At 62.2% G+C, this 14446-nt stretch carries 7 protein-coding genes; 5 read left to right on the top strand and 2 right to left on the bottom strand.

The annotated features are described in order from the left end of the window. The first annotated feature begins 98 nt into the window (after positions 1 to 98). Positions 99 to 3623, top strand: coding sequence for a chromosome segregation protein SMC (gene smc / locus JSV08_08140; GenBank protein ID UCF80467.1), 3525 nt, complete (start codon positions 99 to 101; stop codon positions 3621 to 3623). Positions 3624 to 3815: 192 nt separating this feature from the next. Continuing rightward, entirely contained in the window at positions 3816 to 5342 is a 1527-nt protein-coding gene (locus JSV08_08145) for an IPT/TIG domain-containing protein (GenBank protein UCF80468.1), read from the top strand. 265 nt (positions 5343 to 5607) lie between these two features. Here JSV08_08145 and JSV08_08150 read toward each other — a convergent pair whose 3' ends face one another. Next, entirely contained in the window at positions 5608 to 6600 is a 993-nt protein-coding gene (locus tag JSV08_08150) for a serine acetyltransferase (GenBank protein UCF80469.1), read from the bottom strand. 27 nt (positions 6601 to 6627) lie between these two features. Continuing rightward, positions 6628 to 7581, bottom strand: a complete 954-nt coding sequence (gene cysK / locus JSV08_08155; GenBank protein UCF80470.1) for a cysteine synthase A — start codon at positions 7579 to 7581, stop codon at positions 6628 to 6630. A gap of 487 nt (positions 7582 to 8068) precedes the next feature. Between cysK and JSV08_08160 the strand changes: the two genes are divergently transcribed. From JSV08_08160 to JSV08_08170, 3 genes are all read left to right on the top strand, one after another. Next, positions 8069 to 10201 (top strand): tetratricopeptide repeat protein, encoded by a 2133-nt coding sequence (locus tag JSV08_08160; protein UCF80471.1) that lies wholly within the window; start codon positions 8069 to 8071, stop codon positions 10199 to 10201. A 198-nt stretch (positions 10202 to 10399) separates the two neighbouring features. Further along, positions 10400 to 12595 (top strand): tetratricopeptide repeat protein, encoded by a 2196-nt coding sequence (locus JSV08_08165; GenBank protein UCF80472.1) that lies wholly within the window; start codon positions 10400 to 10402, stop codon positions 12593 to 12595. Positions 12596 to 12712: 117 nt separating this feature from the next. Then, on the top strand, positions 12713 to 14446 hold a 1734-nt coding region (locus JSV08_08170), incomplete at its 3' end, for a tetratricopeptide repeat protein (GenBank protein ID UCF80473.1).

The raw sequence follows: 14446 nt of genomic DNA on the forward strand, positions 1-14446 counted from the left end.
CCAACTCTCAAGCAACCCGAAGGGGCTCCGAAGGCCCGCCCGGCGGTTGCGGCATGGGAGATGTTGTGCAATAATAGCGCCTCGCAGCACAGGGCAAAATGCTTAAACTGACCAAGCTCAGCCTCAGCGGCTTCAAGTCCTTTCCCGAGGTGATACAGTTCCGGTTCGACGCCGGCGTGACCGCGATCGTCGGCCCGAACGGGTGTGGAAAGTCGAACGTCGTGGACGCCATCGCATGGGTCCTGGGCAAGCAGAGCGCCAAGAGCCTGCGGAGCGCCCGCATGAGCGACATTATTTTCGGAGGCACGGAACGCCGCCCGCCGCTTGGCATGGCCGAGGCGGTCCTGACGCTGGAGCGCCTGTCGGCGAGCGGCGGCGCGCGCGAGGAGGTGGGAATCGCACGCCGGGTCTTTCGCGACGGCGAGGCCGAGTATACCCTGGGCGGCCGCCGCACGCGTCTTCAGGATATCCGCGATTTCCTCGCCTCGGAAGGCGTGAGCGAGGAGGCCTACTCCATCATCGAGCAGGGGCGCGTTGACGAGATTCTTTCCGCGAAGCCCGAGGAGCGGCGCGCCGTGCTCGAGCAGGCCGCCCGCATCGGCCAGTTCAAGCTCAAGCGCCACCAAACGGAGCTCAAGCTCCAGGCCGCCCGCGACAACCTCGCCCGCGTGGAGGACATTCGGCAGGAGATGGAAAAGCGCATGACCACCCTGAAGATTCAGGCCGGTCGCGCCCGCCGCCACCAGGAGCTGAGCGCGAGCGTCCTCGCCCTCAAGCGCGTTCTCTACGTCCGGAAGCGCGCCGTGATCGAGACCCAGTACGGGGAAGCCGACGCCGCGTGGGAGGCGCTGAAGCAGAAAGACGCCGAAACCCTGCGGCGCATTACGGCGCTCGAGGCCGACCTCGAGGCCCGGCGCGCGGCCCTTGCGAAGGAGCAAGAGGAGGTGCGGGCGCTCCGCGATGCGGCGGAGCGCGTCGCGCTCGACATCGAGCGCACGGACCTGGGCATCCGCCACAACGAGGCACGCCTCGAAGAGTTTTCCAAGCGGCGCGAGGAAGCCGGGGCGGAGCAGGCGGTTTTTGAAAAGCGGGTCGCCGAGGCGCGGGCGGCCTCCGAGGCGGAAGCGAAGCAGCTCGGGGAGTTTCGAGAAATTTTCGACCGCGCCCAGAGCGCCGCCGACTCGGCCCACGCGCGGGTGGAGGCCGCGCGCCGCGAAGCGCAGGAGACCGCCGCCGCGATCGAAGAGGCGGAGGCCAAGCGCCTCGCGCTCCTCGACCGCGTCACGTCGCTCAGAAACGAGACGGCGCGCCTCGACGAGGACGAGCGCCGCGTAGCGCATGTGCTCGCGCGGTTGAGCCGCGAGACCGGGGAAGCACTCGCGGAGCGCGACCGCATGCGCGAATCCCACGGCGCCCTCGCGGCCGAGCGGGACCGGACGGAGAAGGAGCACCGAAAATGGAAGGAGGAGGTGGAAAAATTTCAAGAGGCGCTTGACTCGCTCCGCCGGGAGCGCGAGGACATGCACGAGCGCCTTCGTGCTTTGCGCGAGTCACTTCAAGAGATTTCCATCCGCCGCGCCTACGTGGAAGAGGAGGAAGCCCGCGTCCTCGAACCCCTGAAGCCTCTGTTGGAGCGCGCCGCGGGCAAGCTTGCCGACGTTTTAACCATCCCCGAAGACCTCGAGCGGGCGGCCGAGGCGTTTTGGGGCGGGCGTCTGGAAGGCCTCGTCCTCGCGGACGAGAAAAAATTTCAAGAGTCCGTCGAGCAGGCGCGCGCCCTCGGCGCCGCAGCCATCCTCGTAACCCCCGCGGCCTCCGCCCCGCTCCCCCCGGTGCCCGAAGGCTTGTCCTCCCTGCGCGGCCGAGTGTCGGCCAAGAAGAGGCGGTGGAGGCCGCTCGTCGAGGCGCTTCCAGACGCGGCCCTCGTCGAGACGCTCGAGGAGGCCAGAGCGCTCCGCGCCTCGCACCCGAGCGTGCCGTTCGTGACCGCCGCGGGCGAAGTGCTCGACGCCGGGGGATTCGTCCGCGTCGGGCGCGGCGGCAGAGGAATCCTCTCGCGCCAGAGAGAGCTCGAGGAACTCCGGGGACGCGAGGAGGGCGCGCGCGGGGACGCGGAGCAGCTTGAGCGGTCCCTGGCCGAGCTGGAGAAACGCATCGACGAAGCGCAGAGCCGGCGTACCGCGTGCGAAGGCGAGGCGCAACGCCTTGCGCAGGATGTGAAAACCCTCGAAGGGCGCGCCGGGGCCGTGGGGGAGAGCCTGGCCGCATGGGAGCGCAAGTGCGAGGCGCTCGAGCAGGAAAAGCGCCGCCTGGAAGAGGAGGCCGCCGCGTGCGGCCGACGACGCGAGGAGGTGGCCGGCGGGCTCTCGGAAGCCGAAAAGGAAGAAGAGGCGCTTCGCCTCGAAAGCGAGCGCCTGTCCGAGCGCGAGCGCGAGCTCGAAGGGAGGCAGGAGGACGTTTTTGAGGAGCACACGCGGACGCGCGAAGCGCTTGCACGGGAGCGCGAGCGCCTTCACACGCTCGAGGTGTCCGCGAAAGCCGCGCACGACGCCCTCGAGGAGCTCGAACGCCAGCGCCGGAAATTGGAACAGGAGCTTCAAACGCTCGCGGAGCGCAAAACACAGACGGAAGAAGAAACGGAAGAGATGCGGCGGCGCCTCGAGGGCCTGCTTCGCGAGAAGGACAAGACCGCGGGCGACTACCGCGGCCGCATGGAGAAGCGGACCCGGGAAGAAGGCTCGCTTGCCGACATCGAAAAAAACCTCAACTCCGAGCACCATGCGTACGAAGCGTTCAAGGACACCCTGACGAAGGCCGAGGTGCGCCGCGCGGAGCTCCGGCGCAGCCTGGAGCATCTTAGCGAGCGCGCGGCGGAGGATTTCCCCGACGAGAGCAGAGAGGCCCTGGACTCGTCACTCGGCGACGAAGAGCGCGCCAGGCCGCTCGAGGAAGTAGAGGAAACGCTCGAAGCCGATGAGGGGAAGCTGCGGCGACTGGGCGCCGTCAATCTTCTCGCCATCGAGGAATTCAAGGAAGTCGAGGAGCGCTGGACGTTCCTGACCGCACAGCGGGACGACATCCTCAAATCCGTGGCCTCTCTGGAGGAGACGATTCGCGACCTGGACGCCACCTCGAGCCGGCGCTTCAAAGAAGCCTTCGAGGCCGTTCGCGGAAACTTCCAGCGCGTCTTCGCGCGCCTCTTCGAGGGCGGCATGGGAGACCTGCGCCTCGTCCCCGAGGACGATTTCCTTAACGGCGGCCTCGAGATCATCGCCCAGCCGCCGGGCAAGAAGCTGCAGAGCATCGAGCTTCTCTCGGGCGGCGAGAAGGCGCTTTCGGCCATCGCGTTTCTTTTCGCGGCCTTCGAGTACAAGCCCTCGCCCTTCTGCATCCTCGACGAGGTGGACGCGGCGCTGGACGACGCGAACATCGAGCGCTTCGGAAAACTCCTGCGCGACAACGCCGGCCAGGTCCAGTTCGTCTGCATCACGCACAACAAGCGCACGATGGCCGTCGCCGACACCCTCTACGGCGTCACGATGGAGGAGCCGGGCGTCTCGAACGTGCTTAGCGTGCGCCTCGACGAGGCACCCCGCTACGCCGCCCCCGCCGCCGCGTCCTAGGCCTAAAGGGGAAAAACCGCCGCCGGCCATCCGGCCCAAGGGGGTTTGCTTTTTCGGAAAATTCTCACAAAACTCTTGACATTACTGAAAATTAAGGAATACACTGGTAGTCTACCGGAGGCATTGCCGTGACGCATCGGGACTAGACTTTTCGGAAAATTAAGAGACATTCCGACAGGAGGAAACAACATCATGAAAAGTCACAAGAAAAGGCTCTCTCTTTACGGCTTGTTCCTTATCGTGGCGGCGGCATGGAGCTTGTCAAGCACGGCCGCCTTGTGCGCGCCCTCCTTGGATTACGACAGCGACGTTATCATCGACTGCGGAAACGCGGACGGTGTTTCGGACCCAGGCGAGACGACTGAGCTGAACGTTACGGCGCAGAACACGGGTGACGCGGACGCCCTCAATATCCAGGGAGTGCTTTCGACCACAACCCCGGGCATCACGGTTACGACGAGCACGGTCGCGTTCCCGGACATTTCCGTAGGGCTCACGGGAACGTCGCTCACGACATTCCAATTTCTCGTGGATTCGAGCGTGCCCTGCGGAACGGCGATCGATTTCACTCTGGATTTTACCTACGCAGACGGCCTCGGAAATCTCCTCTCCAATTCCACCTCTCCGCCTTCTCCGGTGCAGGTCGGCCAGTTCACGCAGTTCCTCCTGACGACCTTCGATGACTGCGCGGACCCGCCAACGTCGAATCTGGGGAACTGGCTGGTCATCAACGGCGGCAGCAAGATCGGCTGGACGCGCGCCGGCTCGGGCTGCCCGGCGGATTGCGTGAGGGGGCTCTTCCCGACGAACTACTACATATGCGACAGCGACTGCCCGGGCGGGGCGACGACCCACAACGAGGAGCTCATCTCGCCGGTGATCGATACGTCGGCTGCGACGACGGTCACGCTCCAATTCGACAGCGACTACTACAACTACGCGGAGCCCACGTCCTCGGACGTGAACGTGCGGAGCTCGCTCACGGGCGGCGCCTGGGTCACGCTGCGTGATTTCTCCGAGGGCTGCTCCTTAGAGGGCGATTGCGCAGCGGCGGGGACGGGAACCTTCGTGCTCGACGCCACCGCCCAGTGCGCGGGTGCCGCGGATTGCCAGTTTGAATTCCACCAGGTGGCAACCTACTACACCTCCTGGTGGTGGGCCGTGGACAATGTTATGGTGACAGAGCCGCTTGTATGCAACCCGGCGGCGTGCCCTCCTTCCCTTCTCGCCCTTACCCCCCCGATGGGGCCCTCCTCGGGAGGAAACGAAGTCCGCATTTATGGAAACAGCTTCGATCCGGCCTGCACGGTGACGTTTGGCGGCGCCCCGCAGCCCTTCACCCATGACAGCTCGAGCATCATCCGGGTAATCGCTCCTCCGGACGTCCAGCAAAGCGTTGAAGTGCGGGTCACGAATCCGGACTCGCAGTTCGCTGTGGCGGACTACGTTTATTGCGACACGCTGACTGGTTCGGAGGCCGAGGTCCCGAACTTAATGCTCTCGCTGAACGCTTCCAATGAAGTAGTGCTCGATTGGGATCCGGTGGTGAACGCCGACGAGTATGCAGTGTTGCGGTCGCCCAATCCGGGTCTGGCGCAATCGCAGGAGATTGGAACGGTACTCCCCGGGGTGACGACGTTCACTGACGCGGAAGCTGGCAGGGTTTCAAGGTATTATCAGGTCCTGGCGCGAGTTCTCGGCGTATCGAATTGTCCATGACGGTCCGGGGCGGCGTGGATTTTTCACCGACCGACTGCAAGGACGAGGGGATAAACCGCCTCTAAAGCAGCCGCCGGGGCCCCATCCCCCCGCCGCGTCCTAGGCGGAGCCGCTACCGAGCGACTCGGGCGGTATCCGCAGACGCTTCCCCTTCCCCTCGAAAAACCCGCTCGCCTCGCGACAGGGAGGCGAATATCGGGAAACGGCTGATACGCTGCACCTCCGAGTCGTCGAACGGAGAAAGCTGCGCCGCCGTCATGGCGGCCTATATTCCGGCCCCGCCCTTGAAGCTTTCCTCCTGCGCCTGGGCCTGGGTCACGCGGCTCCCGGGCGGAACGCTGCGCGTCAGCCAGACGTTTCCTCCGATGATCGAGCCGCGGCCGATGACCACCCGCCCCAGAATCGTCGCCTCGGCGTAAATGATAACGTCGTCCTCGACCACCGGGTGCCTCGGAATTCCCTTGACGAGTCTCCCCTTCTCGTCCTTGGGAAAGCTCTTGGCCCCCAGGGTTACCCCCTGGTAGATTCGCACGCGGTTTCCGATGACGCTGGTTTCTCCGATGACCACGCCGGTGCCGTGGTCGATAAAGAAGCTCTCTCCGATCGCGGCCCCGGGATGGATGTCGATGCCCGTGATGCTGTGGGCATGCTCGCCGATGATCCGGGAAAGAAGCGGCACTTCGAGAAGGTAGAGCTCGTGCGCGATGCGGTGGTGGGTAATCGCCACGATGCCCGGGTAGCAGAAGATGGCCTCGTCCGGGCTGGTCGCCGCCGGGTCGCCCTCGTAGGCCGCCTGCACGTCCGTGGCCAGGACCCGCCGCACTTCCGGAAGCCTGGAAAGGAAAGCCTTGCTGAGGGACGAGGCGCGCTCATCGTAGTCGGACGCACGCTTTTTCCCGGGCGCGCCCTTCCTGCTGTCCACGAAGCGCAAGGCGCGGCCGATTTGCTCTTTCAGGTCGCGCCGAACCCTGTCCAGGACGGCGCCCACGTGGAAGCGCAGGCCCTCTTTCAGCTCCGAGTCGAGGCGCTCCGGCGCGGCCTGGAAGTAGCCGGGGAAAAAAACCGAGCGGAGGTTTTCGACGATTCGAATGACGACGTCGCGCGACGGAAGCAGCACGTCCGCCGATCCCGCACCGCCTTCCGTGCCGCAGAGGGCGTCCACGACCGAGGCGAACGCATTTTCCTCCGCCGCGCTCGAGGGGGAAGCGCTCTTCGAGGAACGGGCGGTTTTTGTCTTTGACGGAGCGCGCTTGGCCATCGAGGGCTTTCCCTGCGGTAACGTACGTCAGATGGAGGAAGATTGAGCGGCCCCGCTCTCAAACAACCATGTGCTCAGGTACCGCTCGCCCGTGTCCGGCACGATGACGACAATCATCTTGCCCTTGCTCTCGGGCCGCTGGGCCACCTCGAGGGCCGCCCAAACGTTCGCCCCCGCGGAGATGCCCGCGAGAATCCCTTCCTCGAGGGCGAGCGACCGCGCCACGGTGCCCGCGTCCTCGTTGCTGACTTTCACGACCTCGTCCACAAGGTCCATGCGCAGAACGTCGGGAACGAAGCCGGCCCCGATTCCCTGAATCTTGTGCGGCCCCGGCTTGCCGCCGGAAAGCACCGGGGAGTCAACAGGCTCGACCGCGACGGCCCGAAACGACGGCTTGCGCGGCTTGACGACCTCCGCCACGCCGGTGATGGTGCCGCCCGTCCCGACGCCCGCGACGAGCACATCCACCTTGCCGTCGGTGTCGTTCCAGATCTCCTCTGCGGTCGTCTTGCGGTGGACCTCGGGGTTCGCCGGGTTCTTGAACTGCTGCGGCATTAAATACTTCGAGTCGGAGGCCGCGAGCTCCTCGGCCTTGCGCACGGCCCCCGGCATTCCCTCCGGACCCGGCGTCAGCACCAGCTCGGCGCCGAAAATTTTCAGCAGCTTCCGCCGCTCCATGCTCATCGTCTCCGGCATGACCAGCTTGCACTTGTATCCCTTCGCCGCGCAGACGAACGCGAGCGCGACTCCCGTGTTGCCGCTCGTCGGCTCCAGGATGACGGTGTCCTTCTTCTTGATGCGCCCATCACGCTCGGCGGCCTCGATCATGCTGAGGCCGATCCGGTCCTTGACGCTGGCGCAAGGATTGAACGACTCGAGCTTTGCGACAACGTCCGCCCCTAGGCCTTTGGCCAGGCGGTCGAGCCTGACCAGTGGGGTGTTCCCCACGAGTTCAGTAATATTCTTGGCGATTTTGGCCATTGCTTGCTTACCTCCCAAGTGTTGCTCGCGGCTGCATGCATGCAGCTTGTAAATTAACCGCGCCTCATTGTTAAGCCGACACTATATTTTACCCCAGAGTGGCATGTCAAGCGAGGCGGCTCCGGCGATTCCCCGATTGTGTGCGAGGACACAGAGAAACTCGGCTTTAATGTTCCTGAAGATTTGCGGAAACGCCTCGAAGCCGCCACGGAGAATCCGTGAAGGCGTCCGCCGGGGAGGCGTGGCGACCTCGCGTGCAGCACACAGGGAAGCGCCTGATCTCTTGACACGGCGCCCCCGTTGCGATTATCATCCTGCTTTTGCAATTTGGCAGCGCGTTTCTATGGGAAAGAGAAGCACGAAAAAGCTTGCGCGGGCCGCCCGCCCGGGCGCTCCGGCCAAGGCACCCAAGCCCGGACGGGTCCGGACACCGTCGGGAGAAGCACCGCCGAAAGAGAGACTCGGGCGGTGGGCTCCCCTCGTTCTTGTGTTACTGCCTCTCCTCATCTACGCCAATTCCTTACCCAACGCTTTCCACTATGACGACATCCACAGCCTTGTGGACAATCCCCACATCCGGAAGCTCGAAGACATCCCCTCTTTCTTCACCAGCGTCCAAACCACCAGCCTCCGCACCGACAAGGGCCACTACCGCCCCGTCCTCTTTTCGACCTACGCGTTAAGCTATGCCCTGGGAGAATACGACCCCAGGATGTTCCGGTTGTTCAACCTTGTCTTTCACGTCCTGAACGGCCTGTTGGTCTTTGCCGTGTTCCGGCGTCTTTTCGGAAACACGGCGGCGGCGTTTTTCGGGGCGCTTTTGTTTGCCGTTCATCCTCTGAACACCGAGAGCATCAACTACATCAGCTGCCGCTCGAACGTGCTGGCGACGACGTTTTACCTAGCGAGCGTGTGGTTGTTCCTGGGATACTCGGGAAGCGGCACGGAACGGCGGCGGACGGCTCTCTACGCGTGCTCGCTTGGCTGCTTTGTGCTGGGGCTTTTGACCAAAGAAATCGTGATTGCCCTTCCCGCCATCCTGATGCTTTTGGATATGTTGATTCTTGTTCCCGACGCGAAGCCCTTTGCTTATAAGGCTCTGTTTCGCCGTCACGCGGCGTACTGGATGATTGCGGGGCTTCATCTTTTTCTGATTTTCGCGGTCGACCTCAAGCCCGTGTACGAAAGACGCGACGTCCTTTCCAACCTCATCATCCAGACCAAGGCGATGGTGTTTTACCTGCGGCTTTTGGTGTTTCCACGGGGGCTGAGCATCTCCCACGGCTTTGATATGGAGGGGGTGATGAGCGCGGCGTTTTGGGCTTCGCTGTTTGTCATCGGCGGCATCCTGTTCCTGGCCTGGAAGCTGCGCGGGCGCTGGGGCCTCCTGAGCTTCGCCATCCTGTGGTACTTCGTCACGCTGCTTCCGACCTCCAGCATCCTTCCTTTGACCATCCCGGTGAACGAGCACCGGACCTATCTTCCGGCGGTGGGGTTCGTGGTGACCGTAGCGTTCCTGCTCGGACTCATCACGACGAAGTCGGAAGAGGCGCACACCCGTCTCCAGCCGGCTCCGGCCAGCCCACGACACATCGGGGCAAGCAGCGGGCAGGCCCCAACGCTTGGGCGCCGCTGGCAAGCTCTTTCGAAGTTCGTCGTGCCGTTCTTTGCGGTCGTCGTGGGAATTTTTTCCGTCGCGGTCTTCGCGCGGAATCAAGCCTGGAAGACGCCCATCACCATATGGAAGGACGCCGTGAAGAAGTATCCGTCCAATGCCCACGCGTACGAGGCCCTGGGCGTTGTATACGGCAATCTGGGACGTTGGACCGAATCGATTGAAGCCTGCAAACAGGCGATACGGCTCAGACCAGGTTACGCCGAGGCGCACCTCAACCTGGGCTTCGCCTACGGTAAGTTAGGCCGCTACGCCGAAGAGGTCGAAGCCTACAAGCAGGCGATACGTTTGAAACCAGACTTGGCCGAGGCGCACTACAACCTGGGCAGTGCCTACGGCAACCTGGGACGTTGGGCCGAAGTGATCGAAGCCTGCAAACAGGCGCTACGGCTCAGACCTGGCTATGCCGAGGCGCACCTCAACCTGGGCTTCGCCTACGGCAAGATAGACCGTTACGCCGAAGAGGTCGAAGCCTACAAGCAGGCGACACGGTTGAAACCAGACCTGGCCGAGGCGCACTACAACCTGGGTAACGCTTACGTCAAGTTAGGCCGTCACGCCGAAGCGATCGAGGCTTTCAAGCAGACGGTACGGTTGAAACCAGACCTGGCCGAGGCGTACTACAACCTGGGCAGTGCCTACGGCAACCTTGGACGTTGGGCCGAAATGATCGAAGCCTGCAAACAGGCGCTACGGCTCAGACCAGGTTACGCCGAGGCGCACCTCAACCTGGGCTTCGCCTACGGCAAGTTAGGCCGTTACGCCGAAGAGGTTGAAGCCTACAAGCAGGCGATACGGCTCAGACCAGGTTATGCCGAAGCGCACTACAACCTGGGTATCGCTTACTCGAAATTAAATCGTCGCGATGACGCCCTCGAAGAATACAAGATTTTGAAGGAGCTGGACGAGGAAAGAGCCGACAAATTGTTTGATTTGATTTACTAATAATTTCACTAAAAACACCCTAAAAGAACCAGCAGCCACCCCCCATTTGACATGCCCCGCCCTCTTCCCCTATTCCGTGAGGGCGTCCGCCGGGGAGGCGCGGCGGACCTCGCGTGCAGCGCGCAAAGAAGCGCCTGATTCGTTGACGCGGCGCCCCCGTTGCGATTATTCTGCTTTCGCGACCGGCAGCACGTTTCTATGGGAAAGAAAAAACGGAAAAAGCTTGCGCGGGCCGACCGTCCGTCCGGAACGGGCGCTCCGGCCAAGGCGCCCAAGCTCGGGCGGTGGGCCCCCCTCGTTCTTGTGGTCCTGCCTCTCCTCATCTACGCCAATTCCCTGAATAACGCTTTCCACTACGACGATTTCCACAGCCTTGTGGACAATCCCCACATCCGGAAGCTCGAAAACATCCCCTCTTTTTTCACCAGCGCCCGAACCACCAGCATCCACGCCGAGAGGGGCCACTACCGCCCCGTCCTCTTTTCGACCTACGCGCTAAGCTATGCCCTCGGCGGCTACGATTACGATCCCACGGTCTTCCGCCTTGCGAACCTCATCCTTCACATCCTGAACGGCCTTTTGCTCTTTGCGGTGTTTCGGCGGGTGTCCGGAAACACGGCGGTGGCGTTCTATGCGGCGCTTTTGTTTGCCGTTCATCCTCTGAACACCGAGAGCGTCAACTACATCAGCTGTCGCTCGAACGTTCTGGCCACGACGTTTTACTTGGCCGGCGTGGGGCTGTTTGTGGGATACTCGGGAAGCGCCCCGACGCGGCGGCGGACGGCTTTCTATGCGGGTTCGCTTGGCTGCTTTGGGCTGGGGCTTTTGACCAAGGAAATCGTGATTACCCTTCCCGCCATTTTGATGCTCTTGGATATCTTGATTCTCAGTCCCCGACCCGACGGCGCCGGGGGCGGTGCCAAAATCTCGCTTGCGCCCCAGACAAGCTTGTCGGGGCAGGGAGCAAGCTTCGACGTCAAGACTCTATTTCGCCGTCACCTGGCGTTCTGGATGGTTGCGGGATTTTACCTTTTTCTGATTTTTGCGGTCGGCCTCAAGCCCATGTACGAACGGCACGGCGTCCTTTACAACCTCCTTGTCCAGACCAAGGCGATGGCATTTTACTTGCGGCTTTTGGTGTTTCCCCGGGGCTTGAGCGTCGCCCACGGCTTTGACATGGAGAGTACGCTGAGCGCGGCATTTTGGATTTCGCTGTTTATCATCGGCGGCAGCCTGTTCCTGACCTGGAGGCTGCGCAGGCGCTGCGGCCTCCTCAGCTTCGCCATCCTGTGGTATTTCATCGCGCTGCTTCCGACCTCCAGCGTCATTGCCTTGCACATCCCCGTGAACGAGCACCGGACCTATCTTCCGGGGGTGGGGTTCGCGGTGGCCGTAGCGTTCTTGTTCGGGCTCATCACGACGAAGTCGAAAGAGACGCGCGCCCGTCTCCGGCCGGCCCCGACGCTCGGGCGTCTCGGGCAGGCTCTTTCGAAGCTCGCCGTGCCGCTCTTTGCGGTCGTTGTAGGAATCTTTTCCGTCGCGGTCTTTGCGCGGAATCAAACCTGGAAGACGGCCATTACCCTCTGGAAGGATGCCGCTAAGAAGTATCCCGACAACCCCCACGCGCACGAGACCCTGGGCCTGGAATACAGCAAGCTCGGAGATTTGGAAAAAGCGGAGCGGGAGTTTCTGCTCGCGGTTCGGCGCGGCGGGGTCAGTAAGGCGCTGGCGAAACCCTACAACGAACTGGGCATAATTTACGCGAAGAGGAAAGAGTACGAAAGCGCCATCGAGCACTATACGCTTTCCGCCGAGCTGGATCCGCGCGCCATTGAGCCGCACCTCAATCTCGGCATGCTTTACTCCCAACAGGGCCAGCATGAAAAGGCGCTGCCCTATTACGAGAAAGTCATCGCGCTGAACCCGCACCATGCCATTGCGCACGCGGCCCTGGGCAACGTATACGGAAAAATCGGCAACCTGCAGCGGGCCGAGGAAGAGCTTCGGCTCGCTGCGCGATATGGAGATAGCAAAACGTTTGCCGAGTCCCACAACGGGCTGGGCATCATCTTCGCGACGAGGAATGAGTATGAAAACGCCATCAAGCATTTTACTTTGTCCATCAAGGCAGACGCGGATGCCATTGGGCCATACCTCAATCTCGGCATGCTTTACTCCGAACTGGGCCAGCATGAAAAGGCGCTGCCCTATTATGAGAAAACCATCGCGCTAAATCCGAATGTGGAACGACCTTATCACGATCTTGTGCGAATCTATCTCGATCTTCGTGAGGCCGACAAAGCGAGCGGCGTCTTTCAGGAAATGAAAAAGCGCGGCTTTAATCTTCCAGAAGATTTGCGGAAACACCTCGATGCCGCCATGAAGAGTCCGTGAGGGCGTCCGCCGGGGACGCGCGGCGACCTCGCGTACAGCGCACAGGTAAGCGCTTGATTCGTTGACGCGGCGCCCCTGCTGCGATTATCCTGCTTTCGCGACCGGCAGCACGTTTCTATGGGAAAGAAAAGACGGAAAAAGCTTGCGCGGGCCGCCCGTCCGTCCGGGACGGGCGCTCCGGCCAAAGCGCCCAAGCTCGGGCGGTGGGCTCCCCTCGTTCTTGTGCTACTGCCTCTCCTCATCTACGCCAATTCCCTGAATAACGCCTTCCACTACGACGATTTCCACAGCCTCGTCGACAATCCCCACGTCCGAGAGCTCAAGAACATCCCCTCTTTCTTCGCCAGCACCCGAACCACCAGCCTCCGCGCCGAAAAGGGCCACTACCGCCCGGTGCTCTTTTCCACCTACGCGCTCAGCTACGCCCTCGGCGGCTACGACTACGACCCCAGGATGTTCCGGGTGTTCAACCTTGTCTTTCACATCCTTAACGGCCTGTTGGTCTTTGCCGTGTTCCGGTCCATCCTCCGTAGTCCCGCTTCGAGCGGGACGGAGGACGGGCGCCTTTTCGGAAACACGGCAGCGGCGTTCTTTGCGGCGCTTTTGTTTGCCGTTCATCCCCTGAACACCGAGAGCGTCAACTACATCAGCTGCCGCTCGAACGCGATGGCGGCGACGTTTTTCCTGGCCGGCGTGTGGCTGTTTGTGTGGTACTCGGGGAGCGCCCCGGCGCGGCGGCGGACGGCTCTCTACGCGGGCTCGCTCGGCTGCTTTGTGCTGGGGCTTTTGACCAAAGAAATAGTGATTACCCTTCCCGCCATCTTGGTGCTCTTGGACATCTTGGTTCTTAATCCCGGCGCGAGACCCTTAGCTTATAAGGCTCTGTTTCGCCGCCACGCGGCGTACTGGATGGTTGCGGCGCTTCATATTTTTCTGGTTTTCGCGGTTGGCCTCAAGCCCATGTACGAACCGCGCGGCGTCTTTTACAACCTTCTTATCCAGACCAAGGCTATGGCATTTTACTTGCGGCTCTTGGTGTTTCCGCGGGGCCTGAGCATCTCCCACGGCTTTGACATGGAGATGACGCTGAGCGCGGCGTTTTGGGTTTCGCTCTCTGTCATCGGCGGCATCCTGTTCCTGGCCTGGAAGCTGCGCGAGCGCTGGGGTCTTCTGAGTTTCGCCATCCTGTGGTATTTCATCACCCTGCTTCCGACCTCCAGCGTCCTTCCTTTGAACATCCCAGTGAACGAGCACCGGACCTATCTTCCGGCGGTGGGGTTCGTGGTGGCCGTCGGGTTCTTGCTAGGGCTTATCACGACGAAGTCGCAAGAGGCGAGCGCCCGTCTCCGGTCGGCTCCGGCCAGCCCACGACACATGGGGGCAAGCGGCGGGCAGGCTCTTTCGAAGCTCGTCGTGCCGCTCTTTGCGGTCGTCATAGGAGTCTTTTCCGTCACGGCCTTTATGCGGAATCAAACCTGGAAGATGCCCACCACCATATGGGAGGACGCCGTGAAGACGTATCCCTACAACCACCACGCACACTACGGCCTGGGCAACGCCTACGGTAAGTTAGGCCGCTACGCCGAAGCGGTCGAAGCCTACAAGCAGTCAATACGGTTCGATCCGTATAATGCCGATACGCACTACAACCTGGGCTTCGCCTACAGTAAGTTAGGCCGCAACGCCGAAGCGATTGAAGCTTTCAAGCAAGCGATACGGTTAAAACCGGACATGGCCGAGGCGCACAGCAACCTGGGCTTTGCCTACACTAAGTTAGACCGCCATGCCGAAGCGATTGAAGCCTACAAGCATGCGATACTGCTGAAGCCGGACTTGGCCAAGGCGCACCTC

Source organism: Acidobacteriota bacterium, from assembly GCA_020349885.1.
GTDB lineage: Bacteria > Acidobacteriota.

Excerpts from the sequence above, each read along its gene's own strand:
- JSV08_08145 (UCF80468.1), top strand. The coding sequence starts at position 3,816 with ATGAAAAGTCACAAGAAAAGGCTCTCTCTTTACGGCTTGTTCCTTATC.
- smc (UCF80467.1), top strand. The coding sequence starts at position 99 with ATGCTTAAACTGACCAAGCTCAGCCTCAGCGGCTTCAAGTCCTTTCCC.
- JSV08_08165 (UCF80472.1), top strand. The coding sequence starts at position 10,400 with ATGGGAAAGAAAAAACGGAAAAAGCTTGCGCGGGCCGACCGTCCGTCC.
- JSV08_08150 (UCF80469.1), bottom strand. The coding sequence starts at position 6,600 with ATGGCCAAGCGCGCTCCGTCAAAGACAAAAACCGCCCGTTCCTCGAAG.
- cysK (UCF80470.1), bottom strand. The coding sequence starts at position 7,581 with ATGGCCAAAATCGCCAAGAATATTACTGAACTCGTGGGGAACACCCCA.